The following is a 19,435-nucleotide window of genomic DNA, read 5'->3' as shown; positions in this document are numbered from 1 at the left end:
TTACATTTTAATTTGAATTACGTTATTCTTTATTTTGTTTTATTTCAGGAAGTTGCGCTATTTTGCACAACCTCCTGAAAATCTGCTTTTATAAAGCAAAAGTTTTTTGAAGATTGATCCTTTGTGAAGAACTACCTACTTGGAAAATGTAATTACCTGAAGGCGTTACAAACTTTCTCGTTTTTTCATCCCAATAGCGAAGCTCTTTTTTCGGGATTGAAATAGATACATTTTGGGTCTGTCCTTTTTTGATGTGAACCCGCTTGAATCCTTTCAGTTGCTTGATCGGCATGTATGTTCCGGTCTCAGGATATTGCACATATACTTGGGCGACTTCGTCTCCGTCGTATTTACCTGTATTCGAGATTGAGAACTGTATGTTGATCGTATCCTGTTTTGATGCGATATTCAGTTTTCTGTAATTGAATTTGGTATAGCTGAGTCCATATCCGAATTCGTATAACGGTTTTCCGGTAAAGTATTGGTATGTACGGCCTTTCTTAACGGCGTAATCATCGAAAGGAGGCAATTCGTCCATCGAATTATAGAAAGTCAATGGTAAACGTCCTCCCGGATTATATTTCCCGAATAGGGCTTCAGCAACGGCCGTTCCTCCTTGTTCACCGGGATACCAGGCATCGATAATTGCAGGAATATTTTCATCTATCCAGTTGATTGCGATAGAGCTTCCGGCCACTAATACGACAACAGTTTTGGGATTTATTTTGTATATTTCCCGGATAAACTCTTGTTGATCTGCCGGTAATTCGAGCGTATAACGGTCTTGACCTTCGCGTTCGATAGATTTGTCTATCCCCAATACGGCAACGGTTATGTCACACTCTTTAGCCGCTTTACCTGCTTCGCCGAACAGGTTGATACGATCACGACTGTCGAGGTCGGGAGCTTTCCAGTAAAGACGTGCGAAACAGTCTCCTCCGCCGTCGAAATATTCGACTTTGATTTTATATCTTTTTCCGGCTTCGAGGTTTACCAACACCTTATCGTCTGTGGCGGGACGATCTACCCATGAATCGATCAGTTTTTTGTCATCCAAATATAAGCGACAGCCATCGTCGGTTTTTAGAGTAAGCGTATATTCACCTGAGACGGTCGGGAGTAGGTCTCCCGTCCATCTCGCCGACATCGGAGCTTTCGGAAGAAACGGATCTGGTGGTCTGTTTACCGGGTCATAATATAGCTCTTCTTCAGTGCGGACAGCCGGAGTTCCTTCCAGATTTTTATTGTTGAAATATTCGGCTTTCAATCCGTCCGGAAAGAAACTCTTATTAATAGGTTCATATCCTGTTGCACTGGATACCCAAGGAGCATGTACCACTTTCACTTGATCGCCAACTAATCTTTTTATTCCTTCGAGCACCGTTACAGACTCGTTAACCGGCGTACCGCTATAATCTCCGAATTCACAACGGTCGGCATTGATTCCAACAACGGCGATCGATTTGATTTTTTTCGGATTGATCGGTAAGAAGTTATTTTCGTTTTTCAATAATACAAGACTTTGACGGGCTGTTTCAAGAGCTAATTCCTGATGTTCTTTACATCCGACTTTTTCCGGACTTATTTTATTGTATGGATTTTTTTCCGGATCATCGAATAGACCGAGCAACATCCGTCCGCGAAGCAGATGATAAGCAATGGAATCGATATCGGCGTCACTTACCCGGTAATTGTAATATGCATTCAATAAAGGTTGGGTATAAACATTGTCTGCACATTCCATATCCGATCCGGCTTTAGCCATCAATACGGCCGCCGTTTCATAATCTTTTACATATTTATGTTGTGTTACCATCCATGCGGGAGCACTGCAGTCCGTTACTACATAGCCTTGAAATCCCCAATCTTCACGTAGCACTTTTTTTATCAGATAAGTATTTACCGTACAAGGTATGCCATTAACAGCGTTGTATGCGGTCATAATGGATTGCGCTTTACCTTCTACGATACATTTTTCGAATGAAGGTAAATAATATTCCCGTAAATCTCGCTCTGAGATTACGGCATTACAAAGGGCTCTATTATGTTCTTCATTGTTTGCTGCAAAATGTTTGGGAGTAGCTACGGCTTTCAAGTATTTGGGATGATTTCCTTGCAGCCCTTTTACGAAAGCACATCCGAGAGTTCCTGTTAAATGAGGATCTTCCCCGTAAGTTTCGGGAGTACGTCCCCAGCGGGGATCGCGGGCCATGTTTACCGTAGGCGACCAGAACGAGAGTAGGTCACTCGAACCGTCCAGTTGCTTTTTCCCTAATCCTAACGCATTCCATTTTCCTCGGGCCTCATCAGAGATGGCGGTCGATATTTTGTATATCAATTCGGGATTCCATGAGGCTGCCATACCGATTGCTTGAGGGAATACGGTAAATTTACCGGGGCGTACGATCCCGTGCAGTGCCTCATTACCGTGATAATATTTATCTATCTCTAACCGAGGAATTCCCGGAGCATTGTGTATCATTAACGATACTTTTTCTTCGACTGTCATTCTGGAAAGAAGATCCATAACTCTGTCATGAATAGGAGCATTCATGTCCTTGTATAACGGTTGTTCGTTTTGGGCATGAAGAGTTAAGGCCATGAACAGGCCGACTCCTGACAGCGCTTTTCGCATTAATTTCATTTTTTTTGTCATAAGCAGGTGGGATTATAGATTTATTGTATTAAATGATTTTGATTTTACTTTTAGGTTTAGATATTTCCCTTTAAGCGAGAGCGAAATATTTTTCTCCTGATTTTCTCGATTTACGATCATTACCGTTATTTTTCCGTCAGGATTTTCAAAAGCGAGAATGTTTTCCTGATTGTCCGGAGTCTGTAACCGGTAAGCACCGGGAACGATATAATGGCACAGATGTTTCATCAAATAGAATTCGGGATGATAGGTGACATCTCCGTTTTCGGTATTGATAGTAATCAGTGAGTTTTGTTTCCATCCCCAAGGACTTATACCGTTTTGGTCGAGAATCATGTTCCAGTAGGTAAATACTCGAGCTCCGTTTCTCATATAATGGCTGATTTGCCACCATGTATGCTCGGCTGCACCCCAATCGTTCGACCCGTTACCGCATTCGGCTTCGGTATGCATCATTTTAAGGTGAGGATATTCTTTGTGTATAGTAGGTATTGCCCCTTTACCATCCCATTGGAATCCGACCCCTTTGATATATTTCGATGCGGCGGGATCATCGAGGGCGGTTTTGGTATATTGAGGATTATCCCTGTTGATTGTTCCGAAGAATATTTCGGTCTGAATGTTTTCTTTTTCGAATTTCGGTCCTAAGAATTTGCCGATAAAGTATGCCATATCTTCCGGACGCCATGTACAACTGGCGTATTTTTGAGTCGAACAAGGCTCGTTCTGAATATTTACAGCCTCGATTTTGATACCTTCTTTCTCGTAAGCTTGAACGAATTTAGTGAAATAGAGAGCGTAGGCATCTAAATATCCCGGTTGCATCTTAAATCCGGTGGTAGGCAGTTCCAATGCTCTTTTTTGCGGTAGTCCGTTATGATTGACGGGGCTGTTATCATATTCGCTGGCATAATGGTTATTGGTTTTCATCCAAGCCGGCGGACACCAAGGCGATGCCCAGATTTTCAGGCCGGGGTGAATTTTCTGAGCTTCTTTGATATAGCGCATCAATATGTGCCGGTCTCTGTCGATGCTGAAATTGATCATATCGAAGTCATCGACAACATCGTTCAAAGAGTAGAAATTCATGGCGAAATCACTGGCTCCGATGGGCATTCTGCAGTAGGTATAGTTGGATTCTTTCGGGCTGAACAGATTATAAAGAATTTCGTTCTTTTTTTCTTCGGGCAAAGTACATAAAGCGTCCCATCCGAGTTCGTTGAAAGTACCGCCCAGACCATCGATATATTGAGCCTTATTCTCTGAAATTGGTATTATCTCACTCGAATTTTCCGGAGTATCCGACCATTTTATGTTTTTTTCTGTTTCCCAGTAGTTATTCGGTGTAGAATATTTCCATTCAATTTTTTGAGCAGAAACTCCGGTAATGGCGAATGAAAAAATCATTAAAGATAAAAATCTTTTATTCATAGATGTAATGTTGAATAATTTAAGTTTGATTATATCGATAATGTATTAAATGATTTCGGACTTACTTTTAGGTTTAGATATTTCCCTTTAAGCGAGAGCGAAATATTTTTCTCCTGATTTTCTCGATTTACGATCATTACCGTTATTTTTCCGTCAGGATTTTCAAAAGCGAGAATGTTTTCCTGATTGTCCGGAGTCTGTAACCGGTAAGCACCGGGAACGATATAATGGCACAGATGTTTCATCAAATAGAATTCGGGATGATAGGTGACATCTCCGTTTTCGGTATTGATAGTAATCAGTGAGTTTTGTTTCCATCCCCAAGGACTTATACCGTTTTGGTCGAGAATCATGTTCCAGTAGGTAAATACTCGAGCTCCGTTTCTCATATAATGGCTGATTTGCCACCATGTATGCTCGGCTGCACCCCAATCGTTCGACCCGTTACCGCATTCGGCTTCGGTATGCATCATTTTAAGGTGAGGATATTCTTTGTGTATAGTAGGTATTGCCCCTTTACCATCCCATTGGAATCCGACCCCTTTGATATATTTCGATGCGGCGGGATCATCGAGGGCGGTTTTGGTATATTGAGGATTATCCCTGTTGATTGTTCCGAAGAATATTTCGGTCTGAATGTTTTCTTTTTCGAATTTCGGTCCTAAGAATTTGCCGATAAAGTATGCCATATCTTCCGGACGCCATGTACAACTGGCGTATTTTTGAGTCGAACAAGGCTCGTTCTGAATATTTACAGCCTCGATTTTGATACCTTCTTTCTCGTAAGCTTGAACGAATTTAGTGAAATAGAGAGCGTAGGCATCTAAATATCCCGGTTGCATCTTAAATCCGGTGGTAGGCAGTTCCAATGCTCTTTTTTGCGGTAGTCCGTTATGATTGACGGGGCTGTTATCATATTCGCTGGCATAATGGTTATTGGTTTTCATCCAAGCCGGCGGACACCAAGGCGATGCCCAGATTTTCAGGCCGGGGTGAATTTTCTGAGCTTCTTTGATATAGCGCATCAATATGTGCCGGTCTCTATCGATACTGAAATTGATCATATCGAAATCATCGACAACGTCGTTCAGAGAATAGAAATTCATAGCGAAATCACTGGCTCCGATAGGCATTCTACAATAGGTATAGTTGGATTCCTTCGGGCTGAACAGATTATAAAGAATTTCATTCTTTTTTTCTTCGGGTAAAGTACATAAAGCGTCCCATCCGAGTTCATTGAAAGTACCGCCCAGACCATCGATATATTGGGCTTTTTCATCAGATATTCGGATAACTTCTCCTGTTTTTTCAGGGGAGTCAGACCACTTTATTCCTTTTCCGTTTTTCCAGTAATTATCTTGAGTAGAGTATTTCCATTCAACTTTTTGTGCAGAAACTCCGGCGCTGATAATGACCGACAAAAATACTGTATATATTGATTTCGTGTTCATAATCGTTTTTTTAGAGTTTTATAGATAAAGTATTGAAGGATTTCGGTTTGAGACTTAGATTCAATACATTCCCGTTTATTGAAACCGTCATATTTTTGATTTTATCTTCCTTATTAGCAACAAGAATTATCGTTTTTCCTTCTTTATTTCTGAAGGCTAATAAATTCTCATCCTGACCCAATGTTTTTAGTTTATAATCTCCGGGTTTTACATAGTGACTGAGATGTTTCATAACATAAAATTCAGGAGTATAATTTACTTGTTTGGTTTTTGAGTCGATAACGATCATTGCATTCTGACTCCATCCCCATGTACTTGTCCCTTTATCCTGTAAAACCATATTCCAGTACATATAAGCATTGGCTCCTCCTCCGATATATTTTCTGATCAAATCGAATGTATGTTCTGCAGCGCCCCAGTCAAAAGTTCCGCCTCCTGCTTCGTTTTCAGTCTGCATCAATCTTATTTCGGGATATTTTCGATGTATTTCGGCAATAATATCTTTACCTTCCCATTGTAATCCGATACCTTTGATATATTTCCGAGCTTTAGGATCGCTCATTACGAGGTTTACGTCTTCCATACGGTTACAGTTGAGTGTACCGAGCCATAATTCTACGTCCGGAAGCTTTTTTTTGAACAACGGACCTAAATGATTTGCTATGAAGTTTCGCATGGCGTCGGGTGTCCATAGACAAGTCGGCCATTGCTGACGTGAATACGGTTCATTTTGGAATTGTATCATAGAGATGTCTATACCTTCTTTTTGGTATGCTTTGACGTATTTTGACAAGTAAAGAGCATGAGCATCGAGATATTTTTTTTCTTGTATGAAGTGATCTCCTTCCAGAACTTGATCTTCTTCTTTAAGATCATTATGGTCTCCCGATTTGGTTGCATAGTGTCTGTTTGTTTTCATCCATGTCGGAGGACTCCATGGACATGCCCACAATTTCATGTCCGGGTTTATTGCTAATGCCGATTTTATATAAGGGATAAGAGCTTCTTTATCTCGTTCTATACTGAAGTTTTTCATCTTGAAGTCGCCTTCCGTATCATTCAAACTGTACCAGTTCCGAGAATAGTCGTTTCCTCCTATGGTTGTCCGGCAGTAAGTAAAACATACTCCTTCAGTAGGGTGGAATAGAGAGTTCAGTACTTCCTGTTTTTTCTGAGGGTCGAGAAGATTAAGCGCATCCCAGCCCAATTCGTTGAAACACCCTCCGAAACCATCGATTGTCTGTTCTTTATAAGATGTAATCAGAACGTCATATTTAACCTGATTTTGAGCTTTAGAGACAGTTACATTATGTTCGTTCTGCCATCGATCGCTATTTGTAGTGTATTTCCATTCGACTTGTTGTGCAGAACAGAAATGTGCAATGCCGATACAGCATAAGATCGGGATAAGTTTTTTTCCTGTTTTCATAGATATATCTGTTTTGTATTTTGGTAATTTAGTTTTTCGGGTAGGGGAGTGCTGAAGGAGGAACATTGTTCATATCGCTACCCCATTCGGTATTACGTTTGTCACCCATTATGAATTCGAGCTTCCCTCCGTTTTTTATGTCGTCGTGAGAAAACCAAGGTTTTTCCCACGCTTTACCATTCAGTTTTGCTGATTGTATATATTTATTTTCTTCGGAGCAATATTTTCCGATAATGCAGAATGTTTTTCCGTTGCTTAATTTTATTTTTATTTCATTGAAGAACGGGCTTCCGATATTATAGGATGGAGATCCCGGAGTAACCGGATAAAAGCCCATCATGGAAAAAACCACGAAAGAAGAAAGTCCACCTCCGTCTTCGTCTCCGGGAACACCCATAACATCATTTCTGAACCATTGATGTACGAGGTCTCTGATTCTTTTCTGTGTTTTCCAAGGTTTACCTGCATAATTATATAGGTAAGGAATGTGTAGAGAGGGTTCATTTGCCATGGAAAATTGTCCGACATTCCCCGTTTGATCGGGCAATTGGGCATAAAATTCATATTTGTTTCGCCCTAACCATTCGCTGAATGTTTGATCGAGATTTTCTGAGAATTTTTCGGCACCACCCATTAAATTCACCAAATCTCCGATATTATGTTGTACGTCCCAGCGATATGTCCATCCGTTGTTTTCTGCATAATAATCTCGTGCGCCTATACCTCCTGAAAAACGATAATCGAACGGTTCTATGAAGTTCCCGTTCTTATCTTTCGGATGGAAGAACGATGTTTGAGGATTAAAAACGTTACGGTAATTATAAGAACATTTCAGATAATATTCCGATTCATCTTTTTTGTTTAAGGCGGCAGCTATTCGCGACAAGCACCATTGGTCATAAGCCGTTCCTAAAGTGACGGGGATCGGCTGGCGTTTTTCAAAACCGTTTACTTCGGGAACTGTTTCTTTTTCTCCCGGAGCCAAAGCCGGGATATATCCGTTTTCTTTGTAAAAACGGTCGAGCCATCCGGCATCTCCCGAAGACCATGGCGCAAGAGTCTTTTCCTCTATTCCTTTACGGGTGTATTCGTAAGCTTTTTTCAGATCGAAGTTCCGGAGACCTTTTTCCCATGCATCGGCAATCGTTGCAACACCGTGGTTGCAGTTCATCCTGCGTGAATCTCCGGTTATCGCCGGAAATGTCGGGAACCACTGTTTTTCCGATAACTCTGCAGCTCGGATAAATGAAACGAGAATATCGTTTTCGACATCTGCATCGATCAATATACGCAGCGGATGCGTTGCCCGGTAGGTATCCCATAACCAATCGTCCGTATAGTAGGCATGGCCATCGTCCTTGTGTACTTTCCGGTCGGATGCACAGTAATAGTAACCGTCTTCACTGATATTTACCGGACGTTCATAACAACGGTACAAAGAGGTGTAAAAAACGGTTTTATCATTTTCAGTTCCACCTTTTACTTCGATTTTCCCTAAAGCTTCGTTCCATATTTTGCGTCCGTTGTTTTTTGTTTTGTCGAAATTGAAATCGGGTATTTCATTTTGTAAATTTTTCTTTGCTTGTTCTATACTGATAAACGAAATTCCGTATCTGGCGTTTATTTGTGTTTGACCGTCAAAACAAAAAACGGCACAAGAATTGTCTCCAGAGGTTTTGGTCTGTGCGGTGTTTAGTTTTTTGTCTTTCAATATTCCGGATTTTGAAGGTATAATATCGGTTTCGAGATAAATATATACTCGGGTATTTCCCCAAGTATTTTGGTATCCTTTGATTGAGTTTCCTTCGATTTCCATTTCTCCGTTCCCGGAATTTAGAATAAGGTATCCCGGTTTATTTTGAGTATATGTCAATCGATAGATCGCAGCCCTATATGTCGGGGTAAATTCGGCTTTTATCTGTTGGTTATCGATGTCCGATTTGTAGTAATAGGGCATAATCTGTTCATTGTCATAATCGGTTCTGATAACAGGAGACAGTTGAGACTCATATCCTTGAAAAGCAGATAAATTGAAACAACAGTTTTCCCGGTGATTGACTACGATTATCGGAAGTCCGTGAATATAGCTTTCCGTGTGGTCTCCCCGTTGAGGATATATGCGCAGCATTCCGTTCGGCAGATGTACGGTAGGATAGGTCGGTTTCAGCAAATGGCTGATGTTACCCATATAAGGGTTTACATAATCGACGGGAGACTTTTTTGCATAAGTACTATATGAAAAAAAGAAAATAAATAAGATCGGTAAGAAGATGTTTCTCATACGTATTCGGTATTTTGTGTGTTTCGTTTCGTAAAGATACTTCCGAAAAGGTTGTTTTTTGTATAAAAAATGAGTCTAAAAATAGCATTTTAGACTCATTTTGCTCTTAAATTGAAGTGTTATGCGTATTTATAACGATCGTATACCCTTTTCTTCCATCGTGATCCAGCAGTCTTCGGTCCAGGTGTTTTTATCATCCGTTACCGTAACATTGGTGTCGAAATATTTGTAGTGCAGATAGAATATCTGTCTGCCTTTTTTATCTATTTCATAGTAATTATCTTCGGTGCCGCCGATCATTTCCACTTGCAGACTTCCGCAGGGAGTTATGGTAATGGATTTGTCGTCATTGATCGTAAGATACATGCCGTATTTGTCGATATCTTCTTTAGTCACTTTACCCGGTGTATAAGTATGAGTCCCGACAAATACCCGTACTCGGTTTTTATTGATTGGAGCTACGACTCGGGTTACGTTCGAACCGTTGGCTTTATCTCCAATGGTCGTATGTTTGATCTCGGTTCCCGCAGTCTGATAGTGGGTCGTCGATTCCATAGTCGCATACTCGTTTTTGAGTACGACTTGATATAAAACCTGTTGTTTGTCCGGATTGATCTCATAGTTCGAGGTGCTTTTTATCCGGAGCGGAATCATATAGATCGAATCAGGACTCAGACCTTCGGGATTGACAGAAATAGGTACCAAAGCATAGTTGTCTTCGCTGTCCGCTTTCAATACGGTTCGGTAAGTCGGGATATTATATCTGTCGGATTTCAGTTCTTTTGCGAATTTCGATTCTTCGATATCGAAGTTTATTTTGTTGTACTGGGCCAGGATTTGATCATCCGGTTCCAGTTCTATTGTAACGTCTTGTTTGACATGTTCAGTACCTCCGCAACAAACACTTACATATCCGGTACTCTCTTTCCCGAATTCGTGTACAGACTGAAAAGCCTTATTATCATCGCTCAAAAGATAAATGACTTTTTTATATAATTCGCCTTCGAACTGTTCGTCTTCGTTACATCCGGTTATTCCGGTCAAAGTTAGAAGAAGCAATCCTATATTTAATATTTTTTTCATAATAAACTGTATTGTTTTTGTGATTTATATGATTACCATCCCGGATTCTGATCCAATAGTCGGGATTTCAATATCTCATTCCGTTCTATCGGTAAGAATACGGTTTTCTTGTCGACAACTCGGTTTCTGTAATCGGAGTGGGTCATGATCGTACGGGTATAGTAACCATCGTTGAGACCGACATTAACATTCATTCCGCTTATGGGCACATTTTCTTCTTCTTCATAAGTACCCCACCGACGTACATCGTAGAAACGACGTCCTTCGCACAAAAATTCGATAAAGCGTTCTCTTTTTATCTGTTCGTCCATTGCGTCTTCCGAAGTGTATTGTTCCGGTTTCAAAGCGGGAAGTCCCGAGCGGAAACGTACTTGGTTGAATGCAAATAACATGTCTTCCAGATTCGAATTTCTGGAGAACGTATAGGTTTGTCCGCTGGGCAGAGTTACCGTATGCGAACTTTGCAAATGATTGATTGCTTCGGCATAAGAAAGCAAAATTTCTGCATACCGGATAATCGGGAACACCTTATTTACCCGTGTCGCACCGTTTCCGTTATACCAATTGTCTTCCGGATGAATATACTTCTTCAGCACATATCCGGTTATACATTGATTTTGCTCTTGTTGTGAAGAACCGGCCGTCTGCGGCCCTGCATTTCCTCCCTTGTAATAATATACGGTTTGGTTTCTGACATCGGTATTTGTGCAAGACGTGGCCGGCCAATAGCAGCCGTTGAATCCTACGCAAGCATAGAAACGCATTTCCCGGTTTACATACATATTGTATGTTCCTCTTAGTAGGCGGTATCCGGAGAAATATTTTAAGACTCGGGAGTTTCCGGTTTCGCTGTATTCACCGGTGGCTCGGGCTTCCTCTATCGTTTTCCCGTCTTGCATCAGGTAGGCATCGATCACTTTTTGAGTCAGGCACATCGCATTGTACCCGCCCATGTAGATGGGGAATGACTGACGAGTATAGTCTCGTATTTTATCCGAATATTTACCCCAAATCAACTCTTTGTTTTGTACCGGATACGTCGTTCCGTTAAACATATTGGCGTATGATTTTAACGGGTCGATATTTCCTGCTCCATAAGGAAAATCGGCATTCGATACATTTTCGGGCAGTTCCGGAGTGACTTCTGTTGCGTCTCCGCCAGGTTTAGAATATACGCGTTCTGCTGTATGAAGTGTGTAACGGCCCATATCCATTACCCGTTTGGCTGCTGCGGCAGCTAACGCCCATTTCCGTTCATCGTAGGTTTGTGATACATAATAAACTCCATCGGATTTACGTTTCCAGTTTCCGAAATAGCGGTATGCTGCCGATCCTCCGTTGAATGCAGGGCTGGCTGCATGCAGCCGCACCCGGGCGATCAGAGCGTATGCCGCACCTTTGGTCGGACGGCCGAAATTTAAAATCGGGGCATCTGCGGGGATATTTTGGGCTGCCAGTTCGAATTCGGAACAGATATAATCGACCGTTTCATCGAATGTGCTGCGTTGCCGTTCATAGTACGATGCGTCTTGGTTGTTATCGAATACCAGATCTCCGACAATCACTGCCGGTCCGTAGTTCATCAGGATGAAATAGTAGGCATATCCTCTAAGGAAGTGTGTGTATCCGATCAGTTCTGCCCGTTGCAATGGGGTAATGTCTTTACATTCTCCGATACGGGCAAGGATCATATTGGCTTTCCGGATCACTTTGTAAGCCGGATCCCATGAGTTCATGCCGCACAGGTTTGACGGACTTACTTCTCCTAATGTCAAGGCTTTTCCGTGAAATAGATCTTGTTTCATAAGCGTGAAGATTTCATCGGAAGCTGTTACACCGGGAGCTACATCGTCTCCGAAGATGGCGCTTTCATCGGGAAGTTCTCCGGCTGCTCCCCAAAGATATTTTTCCAAATTTTTTCGGGATGCAAATACGGAGTCGTATTTTAAAGTATCGTCGAAGTAGTGATCGACATCGAGGAAATCGTCACATGAGCTGATTATGCCGATAATCGGTAATGCTACGATAAGCCAGACTATCTTTTTTATATTGTTCATAATTGTCGAAAATTTTTCGTAATGTTTTTATTAGAAATTTACATACATCTGGAATGCGTACTGAGTAGGAATCGGGTAAGCGCCACCGTTATGATCGGCTTGTTCCGGATCCCATAATTTCTCCGGCCCCCATACGCAGAGGTTCGATATGACAAATTGCAGGTCTAAGGATCTTACGCCTAACGTTTTCAGAATCTTTCCGGCGGTCAGATTATAGTTTAAATTGATTTCCTGCAATCTCAAATAACGAGAATTGCTTTTCCAGAAAGTCGAGAATTGCGTGTTGTTCGCGCTTTTCCCGTAACTTAATCTCGGGAATCTGGCATTCGGATTTTCCGTAGAGGGATCACCGGAATAGGAAGCCGGAGTCCAACGGTTTTTCTGGTCGGCAACGATTTTCAGTACGTTACCGGTAGCTCCGTTATAGAACGGAATATAGCCTTCACCGTTTTTTCCTTTATCCCAATATCCGTTGTCATCTACATAGTAGTAATCGGTATTTCCGGTTCCTTTGAACAAGACTCCTAATGTAAACTGTTTGTAACGGAATTCACCTCCGAAACCGTACATCAGACGCGGATAGTTCGGATAAGACAAAGGTACTTTATCATCTTCATCGATTACCCCGTCACCGTTTACATCTTTGTATTTGATGTCTCCCGCCATATATTCACCGAATGTCTGTTTCGGGCTTTGTGCCACATCCTGTTCGTCCCGGAAAAGACCTAAAGCGATATACCCTCGGAAAGCGTTGTTGACATATCCCGTGTAGTTCTGGTAGTCATACGGTTGGAATGCCTGTTCCCAGTTTTCCACTTTGTTGGCGGAATAGGTGAAATTACCGCGGAGCGTAAGAGTCATGTCTTTGCCGAAATCTTGAGTGAACGAGATGTTTCCGTCCGAACCGTAACTTTTCATTTTTCCTACGTTTCCGAAAGGCATTTGAGTCAGTCCCACATAACTCGGAATTTGAGAACGTCTTTGGTAAATACCGTCACGTTTATCCTGGAAGAAATCGACAACGAATTGCACCTTTTCGTTGAATAAACGTCCTTCAATACCTAAGTCGGCTTTTTTTGCTTTTTCCCATCTTAAATTGTTGGCACCGACCCGTTCTTCTGTAATATATCCGCTACTGCTTCCCCAGCCTCCTCCGTCACCATCGACCATGAGAGTCAAATAGGGAAAACGTTCATCGGTTAATCGGTCGTTACCTACCGTACCGTAAGATGCCCGGATTTTCAAGAAATTCAGCCAAGGCAATCCCCGTTGCATAAATTTGTATTGAGTGGGAATCCAACCTACGGCAACCGAGGGGAAGAACCCGAACCTATGTCCGGATTGGAAGTTTTCAGATCCGGTATATCCGAAGTTTACGTCCATGAAGTAGGTATCCCGAAATCCGTAAGTAATACGTCCGGATAATCCTTGGTAGCGTATAGGTATGGCATACATGCTTCGTAATGTTTCTGCCTTAGCGTCTATGTCTTTATTCATTCGTTGTTCGCTGCTCATATAATAGTAAAGCAATGCGGATAGTCGGTGTTCTTTGGCAACTGTGGTTTCGTAAGTGGCCGTTGTTTCGAAATGCACTTTATAGAATTGTTCATCTTCATGGGTATATTTGGCCGGTTCTGATTCTACACGTTGAATGATCCCAAGTTCTCCGGTATATTTACGAGTTTGGGCATAGTACATTTCGGGACGAATCGACCGGATCTCTTTCAGGTTCGTTTCGGTATCGTAAGCCCCTTGCGCCCGTATTTTTAACCCTTTTAAGAGCATAGATAAATCTTGTTTCAATTCCAATGTCGCTTTTCCCCGGTAATGGCGGATATTGGTCATACCTGTTTTGTTTAACATCACGTATGGAGAATATGCATTATCGACACCATAAGCCGGCAGATGACCTGTCGAATAGATTGTCGGAATGGTAATCGGAGTCAAATTGCGTTGAGTCGCCCAAAGCGCATCCGTATCATTGTTCCCCGGTTCCGATTTGGTGGAGATAAATCCGTCGGCACCGAAATAGAGAGCCGTACTTTTCGTAAGATTTATATCCAAATTCGAACGGTAATTTACCGTGCGGTATCCCACTTTTGCCGAATATTTAGAGTTCTTGTCCTGTTTATAGGCTGCCGATTCATTGGACATACCCATACTTAAGTAATAACGAGCTAAGCTACCTCCGCCTCGGGCATTGATGAAGTAGGTCTGTTGTAAGGCATTCTTGTGTAAAAGTTCGTCTTGCCAGTTTACATCGGGATAAAGATCCGGATCGAGTTGGTATTTGATCAGGTCCATTTCTATATCCGAGTATAGAGGTCTGTCGCCTCGTACAGCTCGAGCTTCATTGGCCAATTTGGCATATTCGTACGAGTTCAGGTATTCGGGCATGTTTGTTAAGTGTGAAACGGTCAGATTGATACGTCCGGTGATTTGCAACCGATCGGCAGTACCTCTTTTGGTCGTTATCAATACGACACCGTTTGCACCTCTTACTCCATAAACGGCTGTTGCCGAAGCATCTTTCAAGACCGAGAAACTTTCGATATCGGCAGGGTCCACTTCACTCAAATCTCCTTCTAATCCGTCGATCAAAACGAGTGCACTGCTATTTGCTCCGAACGTTCCGATACCCCGGATCCAGAATTCCGAAATATTTTTCCCCGGTTCTCCGCTTCGTTGTACCGAAATGATACCCGGAATACGACCACCTAACATGTTGGCGAGGTTTGTAGCCGGAGTCTGAAGCTCTTTTACATTGACATTGGTTACGGCACCTACCACGCTTATTTTCCGTTGAGTTCCCATACCGACGACAACCGCCTCTTCAAGTTGGTGTTCTGAGGGTGTCAATTTGATTCTCAGATCGTTTTTAGGCCCGGTAATGGCGGTTTCCGAAGGAGCATAGCCTAAAAACGAAACAACGAGAATATCGTTTTTTTGGACTTTTAACGAGAACTTTCCGTCGACGTCCGTGGCAGTTCCCATACCGGCTCGGTCTTTGGCATATACGCTGGCTCCGGGAACCGGTGTGTCGGTTTCATCCACTACCGTACCCGATACCGTGAATGTTTTAGCAGCTTGCTGAGCAAATACTGCGATCTGACAGCACGCTAATAAAATTATAAATATGATTTTTTTCATTATGGTAGATTTTAATTATTCGATGCAATTAAGGTTATTCGATAGCCAGACGGCGGATACATTGGTTCTCATAATCTCCGATATAAATAATTCCCTCTTTATTGATACAAACTCCGTGAGGACGGTCGAATAGGGCTACTTCCGGGTCACCATCCTGATATCCGGCAACTCCGGCCTGTCCGATTACGGTACTGACCTGTCCTTGAGGTGTCACTTTTCGGATTACGTGGTTTTCCGTATCGGCGATATAGAGATTATCGTCTTCATCGAGAATCAACTGGCGGGGTTCATTGAACATGGCGTATGAACCGATACCATCGAGATATCCCGCATTATTTACGATGCCGGCGAACAGTTCGTGCTTTTTGGTAAGTACGTCATAAGTATATATGCAATGACTGTTGGTATATGCCAAATAAAGTTTTGAAGGATTCTTCTGACTGAATGCCATATAAGCGTCACTTTCTGACATTAATCCGGTTGCAACTTGCATCGTTAATCCGGTTTTCGGGTCGAATTTGTAAAGGATACCATTTTGTTTAGCACGAGTGTACATATAGCCATCGATCGTACACATGGCAAATGAATGTTTAAAATTGATATTGACTTGTTCTCCTGTGGCAGGTTTTAAAGCTTGTTTTATCGGACTCCATAAATTTTCGGAAGACATAACCCAATAATCTAAATTACTATCTGTCGGGATATATACTGTATTTCCGTCATCCAACATACACGGTTGGTTCAACGGAGCGCCTGTATCCGGAATCAACAGACGACTGGCATCTTCATCTTCATTTACCAAAATAACTTTATTATTGTTGTAATAGCTATTTCTGTTACGAAGACAAGCAATAATATTGTTGTCCTTATCGATAGTCAGGTAAGTTACCGGAGGCATAGTCGTTTGGGCAAGGTTACCGGTTACTACATCGTCCGGAGCATCTTTAATTCCGCAGACGGTTGTTACTACGGTCTGTATTTGGTAGATAAAATGTTCGGGATATTCGACTTCTTGGTCTCCGATTTTGACCTTAACCTTACAGTCGATAATCTGGTTTTCGTCACCTTCACCCGGTTTTCTCGGACAGATGGCATAAATCTTGTTTCCGATAGACGATATGACGGCTGCCGGTTTGTCATTGATGAAAACTTTGATGTTTTTAGCATCCGAACCGAAATTATCTCCGTTCAGAATAAGTTTGGTAGCCACACCTCCATTGGTCGGATAGAAATTGGTTAAGGTTATCGGCTTATTGGGGTCATGTGTGGCAGATTTCTCTTTGTCGTCTTTGCAAGAAGCAAAAACAAGCATTAACAATACAGCACATAGACTGCTTGTCAGTTTGAAACTTCTGAGTTTTTTCATGATGAAATTAATTTTATGTATAAATTTTTATTAACGCATGTAATGTTGATTTTCTTAATTGTTAGTTTTGGGGTTGCGTATTTTGTTTTTTGAATAAATGGTACAATTTTGCCTGATTATTAGGTAATGAGTATTCCAACATCCCTTCGGAGATAGTTACCGGATCGGAAGACCAACATTCAAAACTTTTACCTGTATCGATGTTATCCGGATCGATATTTAATTTTTTCAAGTCGAGAGTTCCGCTTTTTACCCCTTCATTGTAATTGAAATAAGCGATATAATAGGAGTCTTCTGTTTCTAAATAGAACAGATCTACGGCTCTGTTATCTCCGAATACTTTATGTCCGTATGCCGGGCGGAAAGATTTTCCGAGTCTTATGACATCGTTGACTTTTTCGTATGTGGCATATTTTTTAGCTTTGGCTTGAGATGTTGCCGAGCCGATATAAGTTCCTTTCGTACTTAAATTATCTCCTAACATGCAATAGCCGGTAACAGCTCCGGTTGTCATTCTCGACATATTTTCTGCATCGCTACGGTCTCCCATAACCAAGTGGTCGGGATCATTAAAACAATATACCCGATTGAGCCACCAACCGAAAGAAAGACTGTTCATCATATAGTTGGTATGCCACATTTCTCCCCAAGCATCGCAACTTATACGACGGGCATGAGCATAATTAGCAGGGAAAAGAGGAGCTATGGATTCGACGATAAACATATCATCTCCGCAGCGTTCTCTCAGATGTTTCATCCCGAAATTGTATGCTTGTACGCCGGTTGTAATATCATCTCTATAATAGCTGTCTGCCTCTACGATTCCGTTGGTCATAAAGTCCAGTTTTAAGTATTTGAATCCGGCAGCTTTAAATTTGTCGATAAAGAAATTAATACGGGACAGGGTTGACGGAGCGGTCGGGTCCATGCATCCGGCACCGCAAAGTTTTTTTGTTTTACCATTTACTTTGAGATGCGTTTGGCTATAAAAATAACCGTTATTGCCTTCGAGAGCGCGGTCATTTTCTGGGAACCAATCGCAGAACGGTGTCCAATAAATGCCCGGTACTTGTCCGTTTGCTTTACAATAATCGGCAAATTGTTTCAATTGCTCCCAATTCAGATTGTCCCAGAAGGAGTCCAGTCCTACGAAAACAAGTCCGTCTTCTCCGAAATGACCCTTTCCTTGAATATTTTCTTTGATGAAATCTGATACAGAAATAACACCGTCAAAATTGATATTTCTTTCCATACCGCCCCAGCTATTCCAACCGAAAGGTGTCGGATTATTCCATTCTCTTTTTGGAGCGATAAGTGCATTGACGTCTCCGAAAGTTTCCATGCCGGTGCGCCAATCATCGAAAAGACCTACCAACATCCGGGCAGATTTTATTTTCGTTCCTTTTACAGCTCCGTGAGGCTGCAACCAGTTATTATCGGTTGCATCTCGTGTAATACTGTGTGTCGCTCCGCTGTAACATTCGAGTTTGTTTATATAAGCTTGAGATAGGGGGCTACCTGTCATTCGTATGGCAGATTTCCATGTAGCATGTTCTACAGACCCTATAACCAGACCTTCTTGTGTTTCTCCGTTAAATATGGATGTCACTTCGAAAGAGATCGTATCTCTGGCGTACCTTCCCACTCCTAAAGATGTAGGATCTATTCCTCTGGATAACGGAAGCGATCCGTAAGTAATGAAACCATCGTTATCGAAAGGAACGAATAAAAAACGATTATTGGCATCTTGTGGTAAAAAACGATTTTGTGTTTCTGTATATATCGGTGCGATGTAATTGCTTTCTATTTTCGAAGTTCCTGAAGATAATAGAAATACATCGGTTAAAAAGTAGTCTTTATCCGGATATAGATAGAAACATTGTTGTATCGTCGGATAGGTTGAATTTTCTGTATTCTTATATTCTATAATAAATCTTTTGCATTCACCTGTTGCATCGGAATAATTCTCTTCACTGAATTTTATATCGGAATATGATGAGCTTTCTAAAATCGAAGCATTATGTTTAAACTTGACGGATACGTCTTGTAGAATGGTTGTACCGTCTTTAACAAATTCACTTTTTCGGGTCTCATCATTAAATCGGATGGTCCATTTACCGTTTGTCATATCCTTTGTTGCCGAGTGTACGGTAACTGTTGCAGATAATAAACAAATACAGTAAATCGAAACTGCTTTTGCAAATAAGTTGACGTTTTTCATTATTATATTTTATTAGAAATTTCTTAAGGCACGAATATCTTGTCTTAAATCGGATATGAAAACTGACGGAAATTGAGAAATTAAGGATCAGGTACGAGGGAGATTCCGAAAAATAGAAGTCCCTTTCGCTGTCTAAGAAAACGTTCGTTTAATCAAATAAAAAAATCCTCTCTCTTTTTAGAATCTGATTTCATATTAAATAGATATTATTAAGCGACATAGAAAAATTATCAATCCGTCCCTTTTGTTGTCTATTTAAACGAACGTCTAATCAGACACATTTCCACCTCTCGTATCTAATTTTCATATC

10 protein-coding genes are annotated in these 19,435 nt (G+C 41.5%); all 10 read right to left on the bottom strand.

Annotation, left to right across the window (positions count from 1 at the left end):
* Positions 1–88 precede the first annotated feature (88 nt).
* The gene (locus tag AC0UMU_RS10440) at positions 89–2,644 is read right to left on the bottom strand and encodes a glycoside hydrolase family 3 C-terminal domain-containing protein (RefSeq protein WP_423767147.1); all 2,556 of its coding nucleotides are present in this window, start codon (positions 2,642–2,644) and stop codon (positions 89–91) included.
* 24 nt (positions 2,645–2,668) lie between these two features.
* A complete protein-coding gene (locus AC0UMU_RS10435; protein WP_288641515.1) occupies positions 2,669–4,087 on the bottom strand; it encodes a glycoside hydrolase family 30 protein in 1,419 nt (472 codons plus the stop codon).
* 29 nt (positions 4,088–4,116) lie between these two features.
* Positions 4,117–5,538 carry a glycoside hydrolase family 30 protein gene (locus AC0UMU_RS10430; protein WP_286263054.1) on the bottom strand — a complete coding sequence of 474 codons (1,422 nt, stop codon included), beginning with the start codon at positions 5,536–5,538 and terminating at the stop codon, positions 4,117–4,119.
* A gap of 10 nt (positions 5,539–5,548) precedes the next feature.
* Positions 5,549–6,967, bottom strand: a complete 1,419-nt coding sequence (locus tag AC0UMU_RS10425) for a glycoside hydrolase family 30 protein (RefSeq protein WP_288641512.1) — start codon at positions 6,965–6,967, stop codon at positions 5,549–5,551.
* Between the two features lie 28 nt (positions 6,968–6,995).
* Positions 6,996–9,248: a GH92 family glycosyl hydrolase gene (locus tag AC0UMU_RS10420; RefSeq protein WP_288641509.1), complete on the bottom strand. Its 2,253-nt coding sequence runs from the start codon at positions 9,246–9,248 to the stop codon at positions 6,996–6,998.
* Between the two features lie 129 nt (positions 9,249–9,377).
* Positions 9,378–10,331 (bottom strand): BT_3044 domain-containing protein, encoded by a 954-nt coding sequence (locus tag AC0UMU_RS10415; protein ID WP_278716749.1) that lies wholly within the window; start codon positions 10,329–10,331, stop codon positions 9,378–9,380.
* 32 nt (positions 10,332–10,363) lie between these two features.
* Positions 10,364–12,388: a RagB/SusD family nutrient uptake outer membrane protein gene (locus AC0UMU_RS10410; protein ID WP_278716753.1), complete on the bottom strand. Its 2,025-nt coding sequence runs from the start codon at positions 12,386–12,388 to the stop codon at positions 10,364–10,366.
* A gap of 30 nt (positions 12,389–12,418) precedes the next feature.
* The gene (locus tag AC0UMU_RS10405; RefSeq protein WP_288641505.1) at positions 12,419–15,538 is read right to left on the bottom strand and encodes a SusC/RagA family TonB-linked outer membrane protein; all 3,120 of its coding nucleotides are present in this window, start codon (positions 15,536–15,538) and stop codon (positions 12,419–12,421) included.
* Positions 15,539–15,572: 34 nt separating this feature from the next.
* Complete coding sequence (locus AC0UMU_RS10400; protein ID WP_288641502.1) at positions 15,573–16,904, bottom strand: IPT/TIG domain-containing protein; 1,332 nt, start codon at positions 16,902–16,904, stop codon at positions 15,573–15,575.
* 61 nt (positions 16,905–16,965) lie between these two features.
* Complete coding sequence (locus tag AC0UMU_RS10395) at positions 16,966–19,125, bottom strand: alpha-amylase family protein (protein WP_288641500.1); 2,160 nt, start codon at positions 19,123–19,125, stop codon at positions 16,966–16,968.
* Between the last annotated feature and the right edge of the window lie 310 nt (positions 19,126–19,435).

It is taken from the genome of Coprobacter fastidiosus (assembly GCF_982245605.1).
Note: the sequence above shows the minus strand (reverse complement) of the source record. Positions and strands in the feature narration are given on the sequence as shown.